Source organism: Chromohalobacter israelensis DSM 3043 (genome assembly GCF_000055785.1).
Taxonomy (GTDB): Bacteria; Pseudomonadota; Gammaproteobacteria; order Pseudomonadales; family Halomonadaceae; genus Chromohalobacter; species Chromohalobacter israelensis.
This window is the reverse complement of record NC_007963.1, coordinates 1,938,024-1,962,122: the sequence shown is the minus strand read 5'-3', so window position 1 is coordinate 1,962,122 and position 24,099 is coordinate 1,938,024. Positions and strand designations below refer to the sequence as shown.

General features: G+C 64.2%; 17 protein-coding genes. 5 read left to right on the top strand and 12 right to left on the bottom strand.

Annotated elements, in window-relative coordinates; all coding sequences use genetic code 11:
* Positions 1-63 precede the first annotated feature (63 nt).
* The 12 genes from galE to CSAL_RS08675 form a co-directional block, all read right to left on the bottom strand.
* Complete coding sequence (gene galE, locus CSAL_RS08730; RefSeq protein ID WP_011507020.1) at positions 64-1,185, bottom strand: UDP-glucose 4-epimerase GalE; 1,122 nt, start codon at positions 1,183-1,185, stop codon at positions 64-66.
* On the bottom strand, positions 1,185-2,330 hold the full coding sequence (locus CSAL_RS08725; protein ID WP_011507019.1) for a glycosyltransferase family 4 protein: 1,146 nt from the start codon (positions 2,328-2,330) through the stop codon (positions 1,185-1,187). Before CSAL_RS08725 ends, galE begins: the two co-directional genes overlap by 1 nt.
* 162 nt (positions 2,331-2,492) lie before the next feature.
* Entirely contained in the window at positions 2,493-3,518 is a 1,026-nt protein-coding gene (locus tag CSAL_RS08720; protein WP_011507018.1) for a polysaccharide deacetylase family protein, read from the bottom strand.
* Positions 3,515-4,663, bottom strand: a complete 1,149-nt coding sequence (locus tag CSAL_RS08715) for a glycosyltransferase family 4 protein (protein ID WP_011507017.1) — start codon at positions 4,661-4,663, stop codon at positions 3,515-3,517. Before CSAL_RS08715 ends, CSAL_RS08720 begins: the two co-directional genes overlap by 4 nt.
* Before the next feature lie 89 nt (positions 4,664-4,752).
* On the bottom strand, positions 4,753-5,733 hold the full coding sequence (locus CSAL_RS08710) for an acyltransferase family protein (protein WP_011507016.1): 981 nt from the start codon (positions 5,731-5,733) through the stop codon (positions 4,753-4,755).
* Between the two features lie 77 nt (positions 5,734-5,810).
* The gene (locus CSAL_RS08705; protein ID WP_011507015.1) at positions 5,811-6,800 is read right to left on the bottom strand and encodes an EpsG family protein; all 990 of its coding nucleotides are present in this window, start codon (positions 6,798-6,800) and stop codon (positions 5,811-5,813) included.
* 38 nt (positions 6,801-6,838) lie between these two features.
* Complete coding sequence (locus CSAL_RS08700; protein WP_011507014.1) at positions 6,839-8,011, bottom strand: glycosyltransferase; 1,173 nt, start codon at positions 8,009-8,011, stop codon at positions 6,839-6,841.
* Complete coding sequence (locus CSAL_RS08695; RefSeq protein ID WP_011507013.1) at positions 8,004-9,131, bottom strand: glycosyltransferase; 1,128 nt, start codon at positions 9,129-9,131, stop codon at positions 8,004-8,006. Before CSAL_RS08695 ends, CSAL_RS08700 begins: the two co-directional genes overlap by 8 nt.
* Positions 9,128-10,552: an oligosaccharide flippase family protein gene (locus CSAL_RS08690; protein ID WP_043558257.1), complete on the bottom strand. Its 1,425-nt coding sequence runs from the start codon at positions 10,550-10,552 to the stop codon at positions 9,128-9,130. The genes CSAL_RS08695 and CSAL_RS08690 overlap by 4 nt, the downstream gene beginning before the upstream one ends.
* Positions 10,553-10,635: 83 nt before the next feature.
* Entirely contained in the window at positions 10,636-12,831 is a 2,196-nt protein-coding gene (locus tag CSAL_RS08685; RefSeq protein ID WP_011507011.1) for a polysaccharide biosynthesis tyrosine autokinase, read from the bottom strand.
* A gap of 90 nt (positions 12,832-12,921) precedes the next feature.
* Entirely contained in the window at positions 12,922-14,082 is a 1,161-nt protein-coding gene (locus CSAL_RS08680) for a polysaccharide export protein (protein ID WP_011507010.1), read from the bottom strand.
* Between the two features lie 654 nt (positions 14,083-14,736).
* Positions 14,737-16,164, bottom strand: a complete 1,428-nt coding sequence (locus CSAL_RS08675) for an exopolysaccharide biosynthesis polyprenyl glycosylphosphotransferase (RefSeq protein WP_011507009.1) — start codon at positions 16,162-16,164, stop codon at positions 14,737-14,739.
* Positions 16,165-16,569: 405 nt separating this feature from the next.
* Between CSAL_RS08675 and CSAL_RS08670 the strand changes: the two genes are divergently transcribed.
* The 5 genes from CSAL_RS08670 to CSAL_RS08650 all read left to right on the top strand — a co-directional run bounded on the left by CSAL_RS08670 (position 16,570) and on the right by CSAL_RS08650 (position 24,075).
* Positions 16,570-18,714, top strand: coding sequence for a right-handed parallel beta-helix repeat-containing protein (locus CSAL_RS08670; protein ID WP_148266817.1), 2,145 nt, complete (start codon positions 16,570-16,572; stop codon positions 18,712-18,714).
* A gap of 202 nt (positions 18,715-18,916) precedes the next feature.
* A complete protein-coding gene (locus CSAL_RS17725) occupies positions 18,917-20,215 on the top strand; it encodes a DUF3100 domain-containing protein (protein ID WP_043558253.1) in 1,299 nt (432 codons plus the stop codon).
* 28 nt (positions 20,216-20,243) lie between these two features.
* Positions 20,244-21,413, top strand: coding sequence for a M20 aminoacylase family protein (locus tag CSAL_RS08660; RefSeq protein WP_011507006.1), 1,170 nt, complete (start codon positions 20,244-20,246; stop codon positions 21,411-21,413).
* 188 nt (positions 21,414-21,601) lie between these two features.
* The gene (locus tag CSAL_RS08655) at positions 21,602-22,519 is read left to right on the top strand and encodes an NAD(P)-dependent oxidoreductase (protein ID WP_148266816.1); all 918 of its coding nucleotides are present in this window, start codon (positions 21,602-21,604) and stop codon (positions 22,517-22,519) included.
* Entirely contained in the window at positions 22,516-24,075 is a 1,560-nt protein-coding gene (locus CSAL_RS08650) for an aldehyde dehydrogenase family protein (RefSeq protein WP_011507004.1), read from the top strand. Before CSAL_RS08655 ends, CSAL_RS08650 begins: the two co-directional genes overlap by 4 nt.
* Positions 24,076-24,099: the final 24 nt, after the last annotated feature.

The following is a 24,099-nucleotide window of genomic DNA, read 5'->3' as shown; positions in this document are numbered from 1 at the left end:
CCGGTGCACGAAGCACCGGCGTCAAGGCCAAACACGGTAGAAAAAAAGACGACAGAGAAAGTGCTACGACGCCACGGAGTTGGCCCGCGCGGTGTCTATCAGATAGATACGGGGCAAGCCGGCGCCCACGGCACGCGCGGCCCCGACGGTCTCGCGCCGGATCATGCGCTTGCGCGGGTAGCCTTCGGGGTTGCGCGACTGCCAGCGCCAGGTATCGGCGATCATGTCCATCAGGCCGCGTTGCGCCCGCCAGCCCAGCTCACGCTCGGCCAGCGAGGCGTCGGCCCAGCATGCGGCGATATCGCCGTCGCGACGCGGCACGATGCGATACGGCACGTCGCGCCGGGCGACATGCTCGAAGGCGCGCACCATCTCCAGTACCGAGTAGCCCTGCCCCGTGCCCAGGTTCCAGACGTTCACGCCCGCACGATCCGCCAGCACGCGCATTGCCGCCAGGTGTCCCTCGACCAGATCCATCACATGGATGTAATCGCGCACCCCGGTGCCATCGGGCGTCGGATAGTCGTCGCCGAAGACCGAAAGCGCCGGTAGCCGACCGATCGCCACCTGCGAGATGAACGGCAGCAGATTGTTGGGCGTGCCCGACGGGTCCTCGCCGATCATGCCACTGGGGTGCGCCCCCACCGGGTTGAAGTAGCGCAACAAGGCGATCGCCCAGCGTGGGTCGGACCGCGCCAGCTTGCGCAGCACCTCCTCGACCATCAGCTTGGAATGCCCGTAGGCGTTGGTCGGTTGCCCGGTAGGCGCGTTTTCGCTCAACGGCATGCGCGTGGCGTCGCCATACACCGTCGCCGAGGAACTGAACACCAGGCGGTACACGCCCGCCGCCGTCATCGCCTGGCACAGCGTGATGGTGCCCGCCACGTTGTTCTCGAAATACGCCAGTGGCTCGCTGACGCTCTCGCCCACCGACTTGAGACCCGCGAAATGCAGCACATCGCTGATCTCGAAGTCCGCGAACACGTAATCCAGCAGCGAACGATCGCGAATGTCGCCCTCGATGAAGGTCACCTCCTTGCCGGTCAACTGCGAGACGCGCTCCAGCGACTCTCGCGAGGCATTGCAGAGGTTGTCGATCACGACCACCTCGTGGCCGGCTTCGATGAGCCGCAGCACCATATGCGAGCCGATGTACCCGGCCCCGCCCGTCACTAAAATCGTCATCATGCCTCCATTTTCACGCGTTGGTGACTCGTCAGGCCGCTTTCCAGGCAGGCCAGGTATCCCGTCACGACGATGTCCTGCGAGAACTCCTTCTCCGCACGCCGGCGCGCCGCCACCCCCACGCGGGAAAGCGCCCAGGGCGTCATCGCCAGGCAGTACCGCATGCGCGTGGCCAGGGCCTCGGCGTCCTTGACGCGGCACAGCCAGCCGGTCTCGCCCTCGGTCACGGCATGCCGGCATCCCGGCACATCGGTCACGATGGCCGGTCGCCCCATCGCCGCCGCTTCCATCACCGTGCTCGGCATGCCCTCGCGATAGGACGGCAGTACCAGCACATGCGCCTGGGCGAGCCAGGGCCGCACGTCGTCCTGGGCACCGACGTACTCGACGACCCCGCCCGCGTGCCAGGCATCGACCTCATCGTCCTCGATCGCGGTACGGTTGCTGACGCCCTTGGGGCCGACGATCAGAAAGCGCGTCTCGGGATGCGTGGCGCGTACCTGCTCGGCCGCGGCCACGTACTCGCGCACGCCCTTGTCGCCCAGCAACCGGGCGATCAGCAGAAAGGTGAACGGCTCCCCGGTGGGCAAGGGCTTGAACCCGAAGCGCGCCACATCGACGCCCGCACCGGGCAACATGTCCCAGTCGACCTTCTGCAACATGCCCTCGTGCTCGAAGAGTTCGCGGTCATCCGGGTTGAGGAAGAACACCCGTGTCGCGCCGGCGTTGGCCACCCCGTACAGGCGTCGCACCTGACGGAAGAGCCGACTGTCGTGGAGAAACGCCGTGCCCAGACCGGTCACGGTGTTGGCGTAGGGAAGGTTCAGCGCGCGGCAGGCCAGCCCCGAATAGATGTTGGCCTTGATGGTGAAGTTGAAGACGAAGGCAGGGCGCAGCTCGCGCAGTTGGCCGAACAGCCAGAACAGGCACTTGCCCTCGCGAGCGGGGCCGGTGCTCTTGCCGTCCATGGGCATGGTGCGCAGCGTGACGTTGAACTCCTCGCACAAGCGCTGCGAGTAGTCGTCATGGGGTACCAGGCACACCACCCGGAAGCCGCGTCGTTCCAGGGCCCTCAACAACCCCTGGCAGAAGTTGTAAAGAAACCAGGACGTGTTGGAGACCAGCACGATCGTTTTATCGTTCATGGAAACAACTCCCTTGCGGTGAGACATGTCATGGATATGCGTCGTGGATACATGGCAGCCGTGAATGGCGACACGGGGCCCCTGTCCCGCGCGGAACGCGGGGAAACGTCATGTAGAAGTGCTTCGCGAATGGGTCCGTCGAGCCGTGCGGCTCGCTTTCAGCTACGACGGCGTGGGTTGCGCCACGCGTGCCAGCACGTCGCCCATCGACATCGAACGCATGCCGTACTCGATGGAAAGCGCCTGGAAGTAACCGATGATGGCCGCCAGATCCCGCAGGTGAGCGTCGGTGTCGTCACCGAAATTGTGCGGGTGCCACCACAGATGGAAGATCTCGCCATGCTTGGCGGCATGGCGCATGGCGCCCTTGATGCGGCGCAGGCGCCAGGCATCCAATTGCGCCACCCCGCAGCGCGGACGCAGGAACATGCTGGCCGGAATGTTGACCGGCTCTCCGCCCGCCAGGTCGCGCCACTTCACGCCGTGATGTCCGGTCAGGTTGAGATAGCTATCCAGCAGGCGCAGCGCCCGGGTGGGCGCGGCATCGCGGTGCGTGCGTGAGAACCCCGCGCGGCGCGGATTGCCCCGGTAACAGCCGACCCCCGCTTCGCGCATCGGTGCCAGATAGGCGTCATCGACCTGGTTGCGCGGCAGCACCAGCGAGTTCACCGGATGCCCGGCGTGTTCGGCGATGGCCTTCGCCGCTTCGAGATCGGCTTTGAAGTCTTCCGGCGTCTGGCCTTCCTCGAAACAGTAGTAATGCGAGAAGGTATGCGAGGCGAGTTCCTGCCCCGGCGTCCGGGCGATCAGGTCCACCAGTGAGCGTGCGTAATGCATGGGATCGGTGGCTTCGTCCTCGCCGATGGCCAGGCGGTAGTTGTCCAGCGCCGGGTTGCTGTATCGCGGTCGCCGCACGGGGCTGAAGCGCTCCAGCGTGGCGCGATCCTCGGCGAACAAGAATCCCACCGTGGCCCAGGTGGCGTGGATATGGCGCTCGCGAAACAGATCGAGCATTGCTGGGATGGCGCGACGCGCTCCCTGCAAGTGCCGCCAGTACGGATGCTCGGGCGTGGTCACGATGTCCGACATGCCCCAGTGCAACTCGAAGTCCAGGGAAATGACGAACGCCGGGGGGCGCTGCGGTTCACCTTCGGCGCGCGCCAGACGTGTCATCCAGTTGGCACTCATGTCAGGCACGCCTGATGCCAGGAGTCGCTATAGCCGTCGATCATGCGCTGCACGCTGAAGGCATCGACGACCCGCTGATGCGCATGCCGCTTGCGCGCCTGCCAGGTCACCGAATCGGCGTGCTCGCCGAGCACCATGGCCAGTTGATCGGCCAGCGCTCGCGGGTCGCTGGGCGGGACGATCCAGCCGGTATCGCCGACGATGAAGGCCGCATCGCCCACATCGGTGGAGACGCACGGCGTGCCGCACGCCATCGCCTCGGACAGCACATTGGGGAACGCCTCGCCGAAACTGGATGACAGCACATGCACGTCGAGCGCGTTCATCACCGCCGGAATGTCGCTACGCCGCCCCACCAGCAGCACCCGATCGCGCACGCCATGGTCCTCCAGCAGATGAACCAGCTCGGTATTGTCGGTATCCAGCCCCGCGCCGATCAACGCACAGCGGAAATCCCAACCCAGTCGCTTGAGTTGCGCCAGGGCGGCGATCAGGTTGGCGTGATCCTTTTGCGGATCGAAGCGTGCCACCATGCCGAACAGCGGCATGTCGGCATCGAGCCCCCATTCGTCGCGCACCCGCGTCCGCGCCTCGGCATCCGGCGTCAACAGCGCCAGGTTATAGCCGTTGGGCACCACCACGAATTTCATGGCTGCATAACGCAGCTTGCGGTGGACTTCTACCGCATGCTGCGAACAGCTCACGATACGGCTCGGCACCACGCTGGACAGCGCGCCGCAAGCCTTGGCGACCCAGATCGTGCTGCGCTTGGTAGCGCCGGGCACCAGGTTGCTGTTGTGAATGCCCCAGCAGACCGCCTTCACCCCCGCCAGGCGCGCCACCACACCACCCACCAGATTGGCGTGGTACATCCAGGTCTGCACGACATCCGGGCGCCAGGCCCGCATGACGCGCCACAGCCGCCACATCCCCAGGGGTGTCACGCGGCCACGCGGCATGTTCAGGTAGACGACCTCGATGCCCGCCTCGTCGAAACGGGGACCGTACTGGCCGGCATCCATCAGGCAGACGACCCGATGCCTGTTGTGGCGGTCGTTATGACACAACTGGTACAGCGAGTCCTCGGCGCCGCCATCGGTCAAGCCGGTGATGACATGCAGGACATTCAGCGGTTTGGCTAACATAAGCGGTTGCATCCCCTCTATTGGCCGTGATCCGACAACGCCGGAACAGCGGATATGAGCTTGAAGAAGTGTCAGCTGTCCGAAGAGCTTCACCCCCCGAAAGCAAAGCCCAGGCGCTTGCGACTTCCCTTGAGCAGCACCACAGCGGCCAGCGACGAGGCCAGCGCCAGCAGCGCCAAGGTGTTGCCCTGCCGGTACGAAAGCGCCTCGAACAGCGAGATGAAAAGCGGGTGGATGAAATACAGCGCCGTGGCGTAATACGCCAGCGACGTGCTATCCCCGGGGACATGCATCGACGACACCCACAGGAACAGGCCCGGGCAAAAGACCAACAGACTCAGGTACATGTCGAATGCCGGCAGCCCTTCGAGCCCGACATAGTTGAGATAGGACTCTCCCAGCAGCAGGAGCGCCCCCAGCAGGCTCCAGATCGCGTAGAAGCGGCGATAGTAGTGGCGAGACTCCGAGTCGCGGCGATTGGTCTCCCACTGCCGCAGCAGATAACCGGTACAGAAGAAGGGAAAGCCGAAGAACAGGAAGTTGCGGTAGAACCAGATTTCGTTGAACAGCGCATCCAGCGGCGTACCGGCGAACAGGTGGTAATGACCGGCATAGATGAAGAACATGCCCATGGCGTAGAGGCTCAAGGCCAGGCCGAACAGTGCTTTCAGCGACAGGTGGCGCAAGGCATACAGCATGATCGCGGCACCGATCAGCGCCGACAGGAACCAAAGGTGGTGATACCCCATGACCGCGACACGCAGTACCTTGAGCAGTTCATAAGGTGTCAACGCCGGTACATCGATCCAGAAATAGGCATACACCAGCATCCAGAAGACGTACATCGCCACGACCTTCTTGAGCCATGTCATCAGTGAACGCGAACGAATCACGCTGATGAAGAAGTAGCCGCTGACCATCATGAAAATGGGCACCACGATGCGAAACAATCCCTGAACGGTCAGTTGATACCCCAGGTCGCTGTAGCCCCACAGCACGCCGGCATGCGAGATGACCACGATCACGGCCAGCGTCAACTTGAGTACATCCAACGAAACATTGCGCTGCATTTCTCCCTCCCTCGCCCCCTGAAACGTCTGGAAAACCGATACGCCGATGCCGGATAAGGCGTTGTTTAATTACGGCGTCAAAGCGTGCTTTCGGCGGCCCACCCAAAGCCCGGCAACCCCAGTACCGGGTACCACTGCATGCAGAAATAAAAGGCGTAGAGCGAATAGGCCGCGTAGCGTCGCCAATCGGTCAGCCCCAGCGAGGCCAGCAACACCACCAGCATGCCGCTTTCGAAAACGCGCGCCGTCACCGGCAACAGGAAATACGTGGAGAGGTAGAAGACGAGAATCGATGCGGCGAAGAAGTTATTGCGCAGATACGTCTTGCCTTCCATGAAGAAGATCACGGTGAACACCACCCAGAACAGAAATGCCAACCCCGAGCCGCCGGCCCCCATGCCGCTGTACTCGGCGCTCTCCCCCTGACGCGCCCCCAGGGCATCCGCCAGCCAGATCCCCAGTGCCCCGAACACCACGCCCACGCCCAGGGTGTAAATCACCCGCCACACGGTCGAGATAGAGAACGTCGAGAACGCGATATTGAGCAGGAACAAGGCATTGATGAAGAAGAAGGACGCATGTACGAGCGGCGCCAGCGCGATGAAAAAGATGCGCAACGGCAGATAGCGACACCACCAGCCCAGAAAGAACAGTGAAATGCCCACCCCCTGACGCAAGTGGATGATGTTATTCTTCAATACCTGCGGCATGAGGATGAACAGGATCAAAAAGAACGCATACTTGGGATAGCTGCGCAGCACCAGAAACGAAATGATGAAAGACGAGAAGAAGATGATCACGCGCAGAGTATCCTCAGGCGTGAAATGCTTCGAGGCCCAGATATTGAACAGCAGCCAGACCGGCTCGTTGGTCAGGATCGTCTTGAGACTGCTGGCCGCGTACATGACGAAAATTTCGTCGGAATGCTGGGCATAGATGAGATAGTTCGCCCGGTCGATATAGCCGTCGATATCCAGCCCCATCAGAAACCAGGCATAAAGTCCGGCCAGCACCAGGCACATCACCTTGTAACCAAACGAGCCTTCAGTAGGTATCAGTAGTTTCATCACTCGCCTCGATAACGTCGCGCTCGGCGCGCTTGATGTCAGATGCTCTGGCGTTGCATCACGTGTAGATAGGCACTCAATGCCTGCCCGAGATCGAAATGCTGGGCACGCTGGATGACATCGGGGCGACGCGCCCGCTCACCGTCCAGTTCCTCGCGCATTGCCGTGCACAGCGCCTCGACATCGGCCACCGGTACCAGCCGGCCCCAGGCGCCGTTTTCCAGAATCTCCGCCGGTCCGCTGGGACAATCGGTGCTGATCACCGGCGTCCCACAGGCCATGGCCTCGGCCAGCACGTTGCCGAAGCCCTCCCAGGCGGACGACAGCACGAACAGCGCGGCCTGGCGCATCCAGGCGTAGGGGTTGTCGACGAAGCCCGGAAAGGCAATGACATCCGCCAGCCCCAGTCGCGCGGCCATCGCCTCCAGTGTGCCGCGCAACTCGCCCTCGCCGAGGATCACCAGCCGCGCATCGCGATGCGCGCGCAAGGCGGCGAAGGCTTGGATCAAGGTGGGATAGTCCTTCTGGGCGGTCAGTCGCCCCACGGCGAGAATCACCGGCGGCTCGCCCGGTGCGAGCCAAGGATGCGCCAGCGGCAGGGTGCTCAACTCGCGCAGGCGCTCGGTCACTGCCGGGTTGTAGATGACATCGATCCGCTCGCGGGGGATCGCCAGCGTGCGTGCCAGTTCCTCGGCCACGCCGTTGGAAACCGCCACGATACCGCTCGCCCAGGGATAGCTTTGTCGCATCAGCCGTGGAATCAGCCACGACCGATTGGCGGGCTCGGAGCCCATGTCGCGCGTCACGTTATTGTGCTCGGAGACCACCACCCGCGTGCCCACGCCCGCCAGCCGGTTGGCCCACAGCGCGACCACATTGGCGTAGTTGAGAGCCGACAACAGGACCGGCGGGCGCTCGCGGCGCAGGTAACGCACCAGCGCGGGCACGCTGTAGAGCACACGCGGGGCGTGCAGATCGACCAGACGCACCGCCGGCGAGACGCGGTTCACGTAGGCGCCGGTGGCATGCGCCACCACCAGGTCCACCCGCCAGCCTTGCGCGGCAAGCCCGTTGGCCAGCGTCACCATCACGATCTCGGCCCCGCCGCCTTCCAGAGATGGCAGAAACAGCGCGATCGCCACGTCGCCCGGCGTCTCGTCCCCACGGGCACCCGCGCGACGCGCGAGCCGTTGCTGCAGCAGACTAACCAAGGTGTTGCTTCCGAGAGATGGGCATGGGAACGCGCAACGCGCGAAGATAGCCGCGCAGCGCCTGATGCAGATCGAAGCTTCGTGCGCGGTGGCGCACGTCGGGATGCGTCTCGTCATCGAGCGTCGCGGCAATGGCCCGGGCCAACGCCGAGGCATCACCCACCGGCACCAGGCGGCCCCACTTGCCGTTCTCGAGAATCTCCGCCGAGCCGCTGGGACAATCGGTGCTCACTACCGGTGTCCCGCAGGCCATGGCCTCGGCCAGCACGTTGCAGAATCCCTCCCAGGCCGACGACAGCACGAACAGCGAGGCCTGGCGCATCCACGGATAAGGGTTGTCGACGAAGCCGGGCAAGGCCACATCCTCGGCAATCCCCAGTTCTTCGATACGGGCCTCGAGCGTGGCGCGCAGTTCACCCTCGCCAAGAATCACCAGCCGGGCGCGGTGCGTTCGACGCACCCTCGCGAAGGCCTCGACCAGAGTGGCGAAATCCTTCTGGACGGTCAGCCGCCCCGCCGCGACGATCACCGGCGGCTCGCCCTCGGCCAGCCAGGGATGCACGACCGGCGCCTCGGACAATCGAGGCAGGTTGGAGTTGATCGGGTTGTAGACCACATCGATGCGCTCCCGGGGCAGACGCGCCGTCTGGGCAAGATCATCCGCCACCCCGCCGGAGACCGCGACGATGGCATCCGCCGTGGGATAGCTCAGACGCATCAGCCACGGCACCACCCGTTCGAACCGGTCGCTCGACAGATCGCGCGACAGTGTATTGCGCTCCGAGACCACCAGCCGTGTGCGGGTGCGCGCCAGCTTGCGCGCCCAGAGCGCGATGATGTTGGCGTGGTTGAGCGCCGACAATAAGGCGTGAGGACGCTCGCGACGCAGATAACGCACCAGCGCCGGCAGGCTGAACAGCACACGCGAGGCACCGAGTTCCACCAGACGCACGCGCGGCGAGACATCCTCCAGGTACGCCCCCTCGGCGGCGACCACGACGAGGTCCACCGGCACGCCGCGCGCGGCGAACCCGTTGGCGAGCGTCACCATCACGCGTTCCGCGCCGCCGCCCGCCAGCGAAGGCAAGAACACTGCAATACGCTTGTCGTCATCTTTCATTTGGCCGTCCGTCGCTTGGCGAAAACGCGATCGCGCACGTTCGCCACGTTCATCGAAAATGCGCTAACGGTATAAACCGTCGCTCCCCACAGGACCTGTTCCATCAGGGCCAAGGCACCACTCGCCTCGCGCAGCGGCCACAGGCAGGCCACCATGATGGCGCCGCTCAGCAGCACCTTGAGGTTGTCGCGCGTGATCAGCGAGATCGCGAACAGCCGTCGTCCCAGCAACACGCTCAACGCCAGCGCCACGCCGTACGCGATCACCGTGGCGTAGGCCGCTCCCACCAGGCCGAACGCCGGGATCAGCAGCAGGTTGAGCGCCACGTTGACCAGCGCCGCCCCGCCGTTGATCCACACCTGATAGAAGGTCTTCTCGCTCAACTGGAACGCCAGATCAAAATGGAAGGCGCGAATGCAGCACATGAAGATCGCCAGGGCGACCCACGGCACCAGCTGCGTGGCCCCGGCATGGAACGCCTCGCCCAGCATCAGGGCGACGATCTGCGGCGCCAGCACGATGAAACCGAGCGTCACCGGAATCGCGATCAGCAGCAGCAGGCTGCCGTTGCGATCGAGCTGTTCGTGGGCGGCCTCGCGACCATGCTGCTCGAACGCGCGCACCACCAGCGGATACGCCGCCAGGTTCACCGTCACCAGCAAGAGATTGATGACATGCGCAACCAGGTCATAGCCGGCGGTGTAGATCCCTACCGCTTCGTTGTTCAGCAACGCCGCGAGCAGAAAGCGATCCGAGCTGGAGACCACGAATTCCAGCGCGAAGGTCGCGGTCAGCGGCAGCCCGTAGACCAGCAGCGGCTTCAAGTCCGGCATCAGCGTCAGCGATGGGCGCGCTCCCCGCCACAGCGACGCTCCCAGCGTCACCACGGCGACGAGCATGCCCACCAGCATCGCTACCAAAGGCCCGAAGGCGCCGAAGCCCCAGGTGATCAACAACACGCCCAGGCCCAGCGCGATGATCGCCCGCACGCCCGCCATCAGGCCGTAGCGCAACGGGTTGAGCTGACTGCGCATCAGTTCGAGACTGAGTTCGAAGCCGGCCTGCACCCACACCAGCGGTACCGCGATGAACACCAGCGAACGCAGCGCGGGATCGCTCACCGTCAGCAACACGCCTACACCCGCCACACCGGTGAGCAACGCCACGCTGGTATAGGCCAGCAGCAAGGTACTCAACAGGCGCTGCGGCGCTTCCAGATGTGCCGGAAAGAAGCGCAGCAGCGACAGCCGGATCCACTGAAAACACACCACATTGACCAACCCCACCCACACCACGACCAGGGCGTAGATCCCGTAGTCGCTGGGGGACAGCAGCCGGGTGTAGATCGCGATCGCCAGGAAATTCAGCAGCCCCGGCACACCCCGCGCCAAGCCGTAATAAGCGGTATAGCGAATCAGCAAGGTTGACTCCTCGAACGCGTCTCGCATGCCTCACGGCCCCCAAGGGCCGCTCGGCGGAACGCAAGGTCAGCATCAGGAAAGGATTAGCGGTAGGAATAGTTGTAGTAACCATAGGTGTACGCCGTGGCCGCCTTGCGCTCCAGGCCGTTGAGGATCGCGCCCTTGACGCGTACCCCGCCGGTATCCAGCCGCCGCATCGCCAGCTCGATTTCCTTGGGCGGATTGAGCTGGAAGCGTGCCACCATCAGCGTCGTGCCCACGCGCTTGCCGATGACCGTGGCATCCGTCACCGCCAGCACCGGCGGCGAATCGACGATCACCAGGTCATAGCGCTCGCTGGCCTTGGCCAGGAGCTCGGTGAAGCGCTCTGAGGCCAGCAGTTCCGAGGCATTCGGCGGTACCACCCCGCGCGCCAGGTACTCGAGTCCCTCGATGCTTTCCACCGGGCGCACCATTTCTTCCAGCGTATGGCGGCCGGCGAGAATCTCGCTCAGGCCATCCTCGGAGGGGCCCTTGAAGATCTTGTGCATCTGGCCCTTGCGCATGTCGCCGTCGATCACCAGCACGCGCTGGCCGTTCTGGGCGCATACCGCCGCCAGGTTGGCGGTGATGAAGCTCTTGCCCACCGCCGGACTGGGGCCGGTGATCATCAAGCGGTTGTCCGTGCTGTCCAGCATCGCGAAGTGCAGGCTGGTACGCAGGCTGCGCAGCGCCTCGATGGAGACATCCAGCGGACGATGCCAGGCCAAAAGCCCCGCCGGCACGCTCTGCGAGCGCCCGCCGCGACGAATGCGGCGGCTGAGCCGGTTCTGATCGTCGGACTTGGGCACGATGGCGTAGACCGGCAAGCCCAGTTGTTCGAGCTGGTCGGGGCTTTCCAGACCGCGGTTGAACATCGCGCGCAGCATCACCACTGCCACTGCGAAGGCCGCGCCCAGTATGGTCGCCAGGGCGATGATCATGATCTTGTTGGGCGAGACCGGACGCGGGAACGACTCGGAGTCGTCCAGCACCCGAACGTTGCCCACCGTGCTGGCCTCGGCGATCTGCATTTCCTGCACCTTGTTGCGCAGCTGCACGTAGATCGCCTGATTGACCGAAACATCGCGCTGCATGCGCAGCACTTCCTGCTGGGTTTCCGGCATGCCGTTGATGCGCTCTTCCAACGTGTTGAGCTCCCTCTTGAGCTGTGCCTTCTTCTCCAGCAGGGCCGCGTAGGTCGGGTGGCTGGGCGTGAAGCGCCGCGAGATCTCGGCCTCGGAGAATTCGAGCTCGTTGAGCTGGCTTTCCAGGTTGACCACGCGGTCGAGCACCGACTTGGTCTCCATGGAAATATCCACGCTGTCGTGCTCGGAGCGGTAGGCATTGAGCTGCTGCTCGGCCCCGGCGAGTTCGCCACGCACCTCCGGCACCTGCTTGCTCAAGAATTCCAGGCTCTTGCGCGCCTCCTCGGACTGACGCTGAATGTTCTGGGTGACGTAGATATCGCCGATGGTGGCCAGCACCCGCTCGGCCAGAGCCGGCGATGGATCGGTCAGGCTCCAGGAGATGATGCCCGTGCCATTGCCTTGCTCGGCGACGCCGAAGTTGTCGCGCAATTGGTCGACAGCCACCACGCGCTGGGCGTGGGTCAACTTGAAGGTCGCACCCGGTGCCGCCGCGATCGACTCGACTTCAACGCCTACCGCACCACCGAGGAAACTCGCTTCCTCGCCGACGCTGCCCTCGCCCAGGCGTTCGCCCCGGTAATGCAAGGCATAGCGGGTCTCGTCGAGCACTTCGAGAGTGAAGGTCTTGCCCAGATACTCACCGGCCACCGGCATGCCGGCGAGTTCGATATGGTCGTCGCCCCAGGCGTAGCCCCAGTCCTGGGCGAACGCGGGTGCGGCGATCTGGTGGCGCTGCAGGAACCCGCCGATGACCGGCACGCGCACCGGCTCGACGCGGATGTCGAGGTTGAGCAGATCCACCGCGCGGCCCAGCACCATGCGCGATTTCATGATTTCCATTTCCGCGCGCGAGGGCGGCAACTGCGGCATCATGGCGGACGCCGTGGCATCCGCGAGTGGATTCTTGGGGGTCTTGGTTTCCACCTGGACCAGTGAGTCGGCCCGAAAGATAGGCGTCGCGAAGAAGGCATACGCCGCCCCCACGAGTGCGAACAGCACGATCAGACTGATTACCAGTCCCTTGGCGTCGAACAACAGGCCCAGGATGCGTCCCAGCTCCATGTCGTTGTCGGTCTTGCTGGTTTGTGGGGCAGGTACATTGAGATTCATAGAATTCCCACTCCATGAGAATGTGGGTATCGAGGGCCGCCCCCGGCGCCTGGCGGCGGACGGCGGCGGCCTCGAGACAATGACGGCTTACTAGTTATCGTCGATGTCCTGAATGTCACGCGTGGCCTGCGTCAGCTGGTAGATCGCCGTCACGCTGGGCAGGATCTGGCTGATGACGCGGTTCCAGCGGGCAATCGGCGCGGCGGTGACATACACCACATCGGTGGGCTGCAGAATGAATTCCGACCCCAGCACGAAGGAGATCGCGTTCTTGGCGTTGAGCTGGTAGACGGTGGCGAAGGTGTCGCTTTCGACATCGTGATTGCGGCGAATCACGAAGATCCCCGAGGCATCGGCGCTGTTCTCGTTGATGCCGCCGGCCTGGGCTAAGGCGTTGGTCAACGACAGACGCTCGTTCGGCATCGGTACCGCGGTCGGCGTATTGACCTCGCCCATCACGTAGACCTGCTGGTTGCCGACCACCGGCACATGCAGCACGTCGCCATCCTGGAGCAACAGGTTCTGTTCGAGATTGCCGTTGACCAGCATGTCGTACACCGACAGGTGGATCTCCTGGCCGTCACGCGTGAGCACGACGTCATGCCAGTCGCCGCCCTGGGTCAGCCCCCCCACGTTGCTCAAGGCATCCAGCACGGTGAGCGGAATGTTGGTGATCGGCTGGGCACCGGCACGTTCGACCTGGCCGGTGACGTACGCCTTCTGCGCATTGAAGGCGGCGACCTTCACGTCCACCTGAGGCTGAGCGATGTAGCCTTCGAGGCGGCGCTGAATCTCGCTGCGGACATCGCGCACGGTGCGTCCAGCGACATCCACCGTACCGATGTAGGGATAGAAGATGGTGCCGTCCGAGTGCACCACGTTGCCCGACTCTTCCGCACTGCGTTCGCTACCGGCGGGAATCGTCAGTTCGGGATGGTCATACACGACGACCGCCAGCACGTCCCCGCGCCCGATCATGTAGTCGTAATCGAGATCCTCCATCTGCGGCTCGGCATTCTCGGCATACTCGAACAGCGACTCGCGCAGCTCATCCCCGCTCGCCGCCATCGTCTTGACCAGGCTCGGCGTGATCGGCTTGACCTCGATGTTCTCGGAAAGGTCCTCCCCCTGCGTGTCATAATCGATATGCCCACCGGGTGCGAACGCACAGCCCGAGAGCGCCACCATGAAAGAAAGCCCCAGCAGTGGCTTTCTCCATCCCGAACGAGACTCGTTGCGGCGTAAAGTCATGCCGTTTCCCTCACTCAATGTGATCAGATAATTGTTTTGGCCACGCTACCGCCCTGGAGCGACACCGAATCTCCTGGGCCATAACCGTCAATTGTCGAAACGTCTTTCGTTGTAAAACGCATTCCCTTGAATACGTTATTGCAGGAAAAACGCTCATCCTTTCAAAACGCTTTTCGAAAAACGCTTCTTTCGAAACGCTTGTTGCCAAAACCCTTACTGCCGAAACGCTTCTCGTCGTAAAAACATCTTTTCGAAACGTTCCAGCACGGCGAGCTCTCGAAATCCATCAAGACTCACCGCGAGAAACTCACGCTGCATTTGCGGTCTTTACCTATTTGGAAGAGGCATTTCCCGGAAAGCGATTGCGTGTTTCCTGAAATTCATTCTATGCACTGTGTAACTTTGTATAGTCTGAATTTACACACTGCTTACATTGGTTTTTACTCGTCGCTCAGTCCCGCCTTTGACTGATCGCTTTAACCTTTCGAGGGGTGAGAAAACTCATGCTTATCGTCCCTACGGTTTCAAGGTTTCGTTATAACGAACTGTCGCTACGGCCATACCGATGCGCGACGACGAGAAAAAAGAGAAACGCAAGCACGCCCCCGTCGGAAAACGGAGGCGGCGCCCCCACCGAGCGCGCCGAGCGTTCGCTCAGCGAGCGCCGAAACCGGTGCCGATCGTCTTCAAGGTGCGGAACACGATCAGCAGGTCGAGCCATAGCGAGAAATGCTTGATGTAGTAGAAGTCGTACTGCAGCTTCACGGTCATGCCATCGACCTCGGCGGCATAGCCCTGCTCCACCTGCGCCCAGCCCGAGATCCCGGGCTTGACGACATGGCGATAACTGAAGAATGGGACGTCCTTCTCGTACCACATGGAGAGGTCCATGGACTCCGGGCGCGGGCCGATGAAACTCATGTCGCCCTTGAGCACGTTGAGCAGTTGCGGTAGCTCGTCCAGGCGGTACTTGCGGATCACCCTCCCCACCGGCGTGATGCGCGGGTCGTCGTCGCCGGAGGTGAAGCCCTTGCCGCGCTGGTCGCTGTACATGCTGCGGAACTTGTAGATGCGAAACGGCCGGCCGCGATGGCCCATTCGCCACTGCACGAACAACGCCGGCCCCGGGCTGTCGCGGCGAATCGCCCACGCCGTGGCGAGCATGATCGGTGCCAATAGCGGCAGTAGCAGCAGTGCACCGGCCAGATCCATGCCTCGCTTGAGCAGGCTGTACAGCGGCGACGGCGTCAACGCGGTGAACTCGGTCTCCGCCAGATGATCGAGGTGCACGCGCCCGGTATGCGACTCGTCGAGCTGCTTGATCTGATAGACGGGAATGCCATGCAAGGTGCACTTGGTGAGAAAACGTGCCCACTGGGCATTCTGGGCCGACACCGAGCTCGCGTTATCGCGCTGGCGCAACTCGTCGGCGGGCTGCAGCACCTCGCCCGGCAACGGCGAGAAGCTATGCAGATCCGCCACCACGCCGTCCACGCGCAGGCCATTCAGGTTGGGGGATGACAGCAGGGTGAGATCGACGCCTTCCGCCTGGCTCAGGCGCTTGGCCTCGCCCACCGGGACCACCGCCAGCAAGGGTCGTTGAAAGCGCCGCAACCAGGCATACCCGGCGAAGAACCACAGCACGCTGACCGCATAACCGCCCAGGAAGACCGGTACCTGATACGCATAGGCATTCATCAGCACGGCCAGCACCAGGGCGTAGACCACCGTCACCACCGGCAGCACGTACACCGAGGCCTGCGTGCCGGGAAATCGGGTCAAGCGCTGCAACACGAACAGCGATACCGCGAAGGCCACCGCGATGGCCCAGAGCGTCGTTTCCAGGGCAGGCGGCATCGCCCGCCAGAAGCCCACGCCATGCGTCACCAGTGCCGGGACCGCCAATACCACGGGCAGACCGATCAGCCACTGACACGGCATGCCCATCAGGCATTGCTCGTACCACCGCGAATGTCGACGTTCGTAAAACGCCTCGGGCGCTTCCCGAGACGTCAATAACGACTCGCTGCCCACCCACGCGGAACGATCCAGCTGGTCGAACACTTTATGCTTGTCGAACATATCTGACGCCACCTTTCGATGACCCCGAGACGCCATGAAAAGAGGCGCTAGAGAGTCGGGTATTTGCCAGACAAGCTACAAAGTGTCTCTCCGTGTATCCAGACGGTTTTCATCACTAACGGTGAAGGATTATTTTGACTTTTACAGTGATGAAAGCGCATTAAAACGGCCAGTCACACAAAAGCATCAGCGCGCCACATCAATACAATAACTCAATTCATGGAGACTCATGACCAGCTAACTCATGACACCATTTAGACGCAAACTCATTCGAAACCATGGGGATTTTCAACTTATGAATCGGACAGGCGTTATATAGGATAACGGTGATTTGGAAGGGAAACGCAACGTGGAAAGGAAAACGACGAAGGAAACACCATGGATGCCAGGCGGCGAAAGCTGTTAGTGAATCTTTTGCAGGGCGGTGCCTTTCTGGGCGTGGCCGGCGTCTTGCCCGGCCATGCCGACGGCCAGCGTGCGTCTCAGCGGGGCATGTCATCCGAGGAAGCGACACGCCAGGAAGGCAAGCACGACGATGCGGCGTCCGGCTACAATGCCCCGCCGATTCAGGTGGATTCCATCGACGCCATGCAGCGCCTGGAAACGGCACGGCTCGCCGACGGCCAGCGCGTCGAGGTGACCGGTTATTACCTGACGACGCAGGGGCTGGGGGGAGGCAGTTTCCAGTGGGCGGCCCATTCGCGGCAGCCGGCAGACGGCGGGCTGAGCATCGCCGCCGACGGCGCCTCGGACGAGGCCGAGGGACGCTTCGTCAGACGGGTCGGCTCGACCCTGACCCCCGCCATGTTCGGCGCCATGGGCGACGGTAGCGACCAGTACCCCGCCCTGGCACGGCTGGCCAAGGCCGCCACCGACCGCCGCCTGGCGGTCACCTTTCCCGCCGGGGATTACGCCACCTCCGGTACCGGGCTGGCCTTCAGCGGCATCGCCGTCAGCGGCGCTGGCCCCGCGCACACCACGCTGCGCTACACCGGGCATGAGCTGGGTAGCCTGGTGGAGATCCACGATGGCGCCTCGATCGAAGGCATGACCCTGGATGGCAATGTCAGCGCCGATCCCGGCACCTGGACACCACGCAACTACGATGCCTTCACCGGCTGCCTGCCGCTGGACCTGCGCGGCCGCGACGTCGCCGCGCGCGACATCGTCTGCCGCCGCTCGCCGGTGGCCTGCCTGCGCGTGGAAGCGCGCGGCTTCAAGCTCGAGAACGTGCGCACAGAACACGCCCGGGGCAACTTCGGCGATGGTATCTTCATCGTCGACTCGCACGACGGCCTCGTCGAGCGCTGCGAGGCCCGCGACTTCACTCGCATCGGCTTCGTCACGGACACCTACGGCGAGAGTCCCGCCTTCATGCTCAGCGAGCGCATCGACTTCATCGACTGCCTCGCCGAGCACGGCCACCACGCCAGCGTCGACTACGGCGATGCCGAGTACAACGCCGGTTACTGGGCGGAGAACAGCCACCAGGTCACCTTCAGCCGCTGCCGCTCACGCAATACGACGCATCACGGTTTCGTGGCCACCACCGGCCGCGAGCCGACCCTGGGCAGCGGGCACTTCACCCTGCGCGACTGCCTCGCCGAGGATACCGAAGTCGGCTACCTGCTTAGCGACCTGCACGACGTGCCCGTACGTCACACGGTCACGCATTGCCAGGCACGCGGGGTGAACAAGGGCTTCTGCATCGAGATGACTCTCGACGCCAGCCGCCTCGATGGCCAGCACCTGGGCACCCGCCTGCGCGGCGAGAAGGCCAGCGGCAGCAGCTACGCCCTGGAAGGCGCCGGCACCATCGAACTCGCCCGGCTCGAGGAAGTCTGGCAGACCTTCGACGCCACCCGGCAAGCGCATCTCGGCACCACCTACGCCTCGGTGGTCGCCGCCGGGGGCTTCAAGGGCCGTCTGCATCTGCGTCACTTCGCCCGGCAGGACACCACGCCCATCAGCATCAAACTCCTCGGGCAGTCGCACCTCTTGGCCTTCTCGCTGGCCGACAGCCATGCCGAACTGAGCCACGTGCCCGCCGAGAGCGTCGAACTGCACGACTGCCATATCGAGGCCGGCTGGATCAAAGCCTTCGACGCGCTGGAGGTCGCCCAATGCCGCCTGGGCGACGGCACGCCGCGTTTCGATCTGTTCGAGAGCACCCGCCGCCATCGTTATCACCAGTGCCGGTTCGACTTCACGCCCGGCGGCGGCCAGCTCTACCTGCACAACGTCGACAAGCAGAACGCGCGGCGCCTGGTGCGCTTCGAAGGCTGCCATTTCCGCAAGGATCTCGCCCGGCACGGCAGCATGATCACCCTCGACGCCGCCCCGGCGGTCTTCCACGTCGCCGAGAGCAATACCCTGACCTTCAGCGACTGCCGCTTCGACAACACCGGCGCACGCACCGACACCCCCGTGGTACATACCGACCAGCGCCCGCCCCAGGCCAGCCTGACCGGCCAGGACAACCGCAAGAACGCCACCATCGACGCCCTCGCCGCCTTCGCCCCCGCCACCGACTTCATGGCGGAAAGCTAGACCACCCCGGAACCGCAAACGGCCCCGACAGGGGCCGCTTTGCATGATCTGTTATTTAGAACGCTTTTCTTCTTTTATTCGAACACTACCCGCTTCGATACTCCAGATGACGGAGATGGACAGTCGGCCCTGGCGACCGTTCATCGTTTCCGGCATTGCAGTCGCTTTAAAACGCCTTTTATTACAACAACAGGACAACACCATGAAACTCTCCCTGCTCCTCGACTGGCGCTTGCACGTCCTGGTGGCGGTGGCCTCCCTGATCTCGGAAGCCATCGGCATCATCAAGATCCCTCTCGGCCCCGGCAGTTTGCTGCTGTTGCCGCTGTTCTACGCCTTCATCATCGGCCTGCTGATCAACCCTCACCTCTTTTCGGTGACCTCGAGGGTGGTACCGGTGAAGCTGAGCGAGGCGGCGGCGCCGATCATCCTGCTGTCGATCATGCCGTTCATCGCCCGGTTCGGCTCCACGATCGGCCCGGCCATCGAACAGATTCTCAGCGCAGGCCCCGCCCTGATCCTTCAGGAACTGGGGAACCTGGGCACCATGCTGATCGCCATGCCGTTCGCGGTGCTCGTTCTGAAGATGGGGCGCGAGGCCATCGGCGCGACCTATTCCATCGCACGCGAGCCCAACATCGCCATCATCTCCGACAAATACGGGCTCAAGGGCCCCGAGGGCATCGGGGTCATGGGCGTCTATGTCGTGGGCACCATGTTCGGCACCCTGTGGTTCGCCCTCATGGCCGGGTATCTGACGACGCTCGACATCTTCGATCCCCGCGCCCTGGCCATGGCCTGCGGCGTGGGCAGCGGCAGCATGGTAGCGGCCTGCTCGGGCGCCATCGCCGGGGCCTTGCCGGCCATGCGGGATGAGCTGCTGGCCTTCGCCGGCGCCAGCAACCTGCTGACCTACGCCACCGGCCTGTATATCTCGCTGTTCATCGCCCTGCCGCTGGCGGAGCGCATCTTCAAATGGTGTTCCGGCCGGCGCGTGGCGCAATCCGCGGGTGCCAAGGCAACGGTGGAGCCGGACCTTGCCACGCCCCCGAGCACGGAAGAGCGCCCCGAGCGCCATCTCGGCCAGACCGCCATCGTGATGGCCGTGGTATGCGCGGTGGCCTGGGTCAGCAACACCATCAACGGTGGCTCCCTCCTGGAAGCCTTGCCGGGCATGGTGATCCTGTATGCCATGACCATGCTGGGGCTGCTCATCACGCGCTTCGCGCCCTTCTACCTGCCCGGCGTGGCCTGGGTGTCGCTGGTCAGCATCGCCGTGACCCTGCCCTGGTTCCCGGGCAACGCCTGGATCGTGGCGCAGCTTCAATCCGTGAGTTTCCTGGCCATCGTGACCCCGGTACTCGCCTATGCCGGCCTGGCGCTCTCGCCCCGCGAGTTCACCATGTTCCGCCAGGTGGGCTGGAAGCTGATCATCGTGTCACTGCTGGTGTTCACGGGCACCTTCATTGGCTCGGCGGTCGTGGCCCAGGCGCTTTTGTAACGGCATGAAGGAAGACAAGGAGGCCCTTATGACGACCGTCACCCCCACATTGCTGCGCGAATGGCGCCACGAGTTTCATCGCCGGCCGGAGACCGCGTTCGAGGAACATCACACCAGCGCGCGCATCGTCGAGATTCTCGAGGACGCCGGTATCGAGAAGGTCACCGGCCTCGGCGGCGGCACCGGTGTCGTCGCCTGGGTGGACGGTCGACATGGCGGCGAGCGCGCCATCGGGCTGCGCGCCGATATCGACGCCCTGGACGTGCTCGAAGCCAACGACGTTCCTCATGCCTCGACGACGCCCGGCAAGATGCACGCCTGCGGGCACGACGGCCATACCACCATGCTGCTGGGCGCGGCCTGTGCCCTCGCCGAGGCGCCCGACTTTGCCGGCCGGGTGTACTTCATCTTCCAGCCGGCGGAAGAAAACGAAGGCGGCGGACGCGTCATGGTCGAGGAAGGCCTGTTCACGCGTTTCCCGATGGAAGCCGTCTACGGCGTGCACAACTGGCCGGGCCTGGCGGTCGGCGAAGCCGCCGTCCATGACACGGCGGTCATGGCGGCCTTCGATGTCTTCCGCGTGAAGCTCACGGGGCACGGCTGTCATGCCGCCATGCCACACCTGGGCAAGGATGTGGTACTGGCGGCCTGCCAACTGGTCAATCAGCTGCAGGGCATCGTCAGCCGGGAAACCCCGGCGCACCAGACCGCCGTGATGAGCGTGACCCAGTTCCATGCCGGGGATGCCTACAACGTCATGCCCGAAACCGTGGAGCTGTGCGGCACCGTGCGCTGTTTCGACCCCGAGCTGCGCGACCACCTCGAAACGCGTTTTCGGCAGGCGATCGCGGCCATGGCCACCTTCCATGGCCTGGAGGCCGACATCGACTACCAATCGCGCTACCCGGCCACCTTCAACACCCCCGCGCACGCCGCGCGCTGTGCGGAGGTGCTGGAGACGCTGCCGGACATTCACCGGGTGCATCGCGACCTGCCGCCCTCCATGGCATCGGAGGACTTCGCCTTCATGCTCCAGCAGCGCCCCGGCGCCTATATCTGGCTGGGCAACGGCGAGGACAGCGCGTCGCTGCACAACCCGCATTACGACTTCAACGATGCCCTGGCGCCCATCGGGGTGGCGTATTGGGCGGCGCTGGCGAGAACACTACTCGACAACGGTGAACGAGACGCGCCCTGACGAGGCGTCCATACCCAGCGAACACCACGTTTTTCCATGCCATTTGCCGTGACTCCCGAGGCATGGCCCGGCGCCCCGATGCCGGTTTTCGGCGCTGGCGGCGCGAACGACCACTATGCAAGCAACAACGACGCGAGCACCCCATTCGCAACAACGACAAACCTGGAGCTGGCATGAACAAAGTTGGCATGAACACAGATGACATGAACATCGTCGTGATCGGTTTAGGACAGATGGGCGGCAACATGGCGATGACCCTGCATGCCGCCGGTTTCACCGTCACGGGGACGGACGTCGCCGATGCGGCGCGGGACAACCTGGCGGCCCGCGGGCTTTCCGTCACGCGCCTGGACGCCCTGCCCGAGGCTGACGTCTACCTGCTCTCGCTGCCCACCTCGGCCCATGTCCGCGAGGTCATCGAAACCTCGCCCGGACTCCTGCAGCGGGCCCCGAAGGGCAGCGTCATCGTCGATACCTCGACCAGCGACCCGGCCGTCACCCGCGAGCTGGCCGGAAAGGTGGTCGAGGCTGGCCTCGAATGGCTCGACGCGCCGGTGAGCGGTGGCCCGGCGGGCGCGGCGTCCGGCGCCCTCGGCATGCTACTGGGCGGCGAGTCGGCCACCATCGAACGGCTCGCTCCCATGCTCGAGGCGATGTCGGCGCGCCATACCCACGTCGGCCCGGCGGGCAGTGGCCATGTGGTCAAGCTGGCCAACAATTATCTCTGCGCGGCCCACCTGCTCACCACGGCCGAGGCCGTGACCCTGGCGGCCCGCGCCGGCGTCGACCCGGCCGCCTGTCTGGCCGGGTTGAACAGCGGCTCCGGGCGCAGTGCCGTCAGCGAGGTCAACTTCCCCAAGTGGATTCTCTCCGACGCCTTCGACTCGGGATTCACCACCGGCCTGATGCGCAAGGACCTGCGCCTGGCACGCGATGCCGCCAGCAACATGGGGCTGCCGCTGGAACTGCTGGAACGGGTCGTGGCGCGCTGGCATGACGACTCCGCCGGCCTGCCCGACGCGGCCGACTTCAATCGCATCACCGACACCATCCTGGCCCAGGCACGGACAGATGCCCCCTTCCCGAATCAGGAGGAAACGCAATGAATGCCCTCAACACCACGGCCGTCGATCGCCTCACCAAGCTGCTGGCCACGCTGGGCATGCAGGCCGGCATGAATGTTGATACCCCCCTGAGCAACTGGGTCGGGGGGGAGCTCGCACCCGGCCAGGGCGAACGCATCGAACTGCTCGACCCCGTGACCGGATTGGCGCTGATCGAGTATCGCGATGCCGGCGCCGAGCGGGTGGCCAGCGCCGTGGAAGCGGCCACTCTCGCCCAGCAGGAATGGATGTCGCTGACGGCCAGCGAGCGTGGCCGCCGCATGACCACGGCGGCCTGGGCGCTACGCGGCCACGAAGAGACCCTCGCCCAGTTGGAAAGCGTGGTCGCGGGCAAGCCCATTCGCGACTGCCGGGGCGAGGTAAACAAGGTCCGCGAGATGTTCGAATACTATGCCGGCTGGTGTGACAAGCAGCACGGCGACGTGATTCCGGTTCCCACCTCACACCTCAACTATGTGCGTCATGTGCCCTATGGCGTGGTGGGTCAGATCACCCCGTGGAACGCCCCCATGTTCACCTGCGCCTGGCAACTGGCCCCGGCGATCGCCGCCGGCAACGGGGTCGTGCTCAAGCCCTCGGAAATGACGCCCTTCTCGTCGGTGGCCATCGCCATGCTGCTGGAGCGCAGCGGTTTGCCCAAGGGGCTGATCAACATCGTCAACGGCGTCGGCCCCACCACGGGCGCGGCACTCACCGGGCATGACGGCATCAGCAAGCTGGTGTTCGTCGGTTCCCCCGAAAGCGGCCGCCGCATCGCCCAGGCCGGCGCCGAGCGTCTGGTGCCCAGCGTGCTGGAGCTGGGCGGCAAGTCGGCCAACATCGTGTTCGACGACGCCCGGCTCGACGATGCCGTGGCCGGCGCGCAGGCCGCGATCTTCGCCGCCGCCGGGCAGAGTTGTGTCGCGGGATCGCGCCTGCTGGTGCAGCGCGAGGTGTTCGAGGTGGTCTGCGAGCGGCTGGCACGCGCCGCGAGCGAGATCCGCGTGGGGCTGCCCAGCGACGAGGCGACCCAGATGGGTCCGATACAGAACGCCAAGCAGTACCGGCACATCACCGCGATGATCGACACGGCCCGCCAGCACGGCGCGCGTCTCTTGTGTGGCGGCCAGCGCCCGGCGGATTTGCCGGCGGACGCCGAGGGCTATTTCCTGGCGCCCACGGTGCTGGCGGATGTCACCGAAGAGATGGCGATCGCCCGGGAGGAAGTGTTCGGCCCGGTGGTGGTGGTCATGCCGTTCGACAGCGAAGAAGACGCCGTGCGCCTGGCCAATGCCACGCGCTTCGGCCTGGCCGGCGCCGTCTGGACCCAGGACCCGGCACGCGCCCATCGCGTCGCCGCGCGCTTGCGGGCGGGCACGGTATGGATCAACAGCTACAAGGCGATCAATGTCATGTCGCCGTTCGGCGGCTTCGGCGACAGCGGCTTCGGGCGCTCCAGCGGCCTGGAAGGACTCAAGGAGTACACCGTTGCCCAGAGCGTCTGGGTGGAAACCGCCCCCACCGCCAGCGTCGCCATGGGCTATGGCAGTGGGGCATAGACGAGGTTGCTAATTTTTATCCCA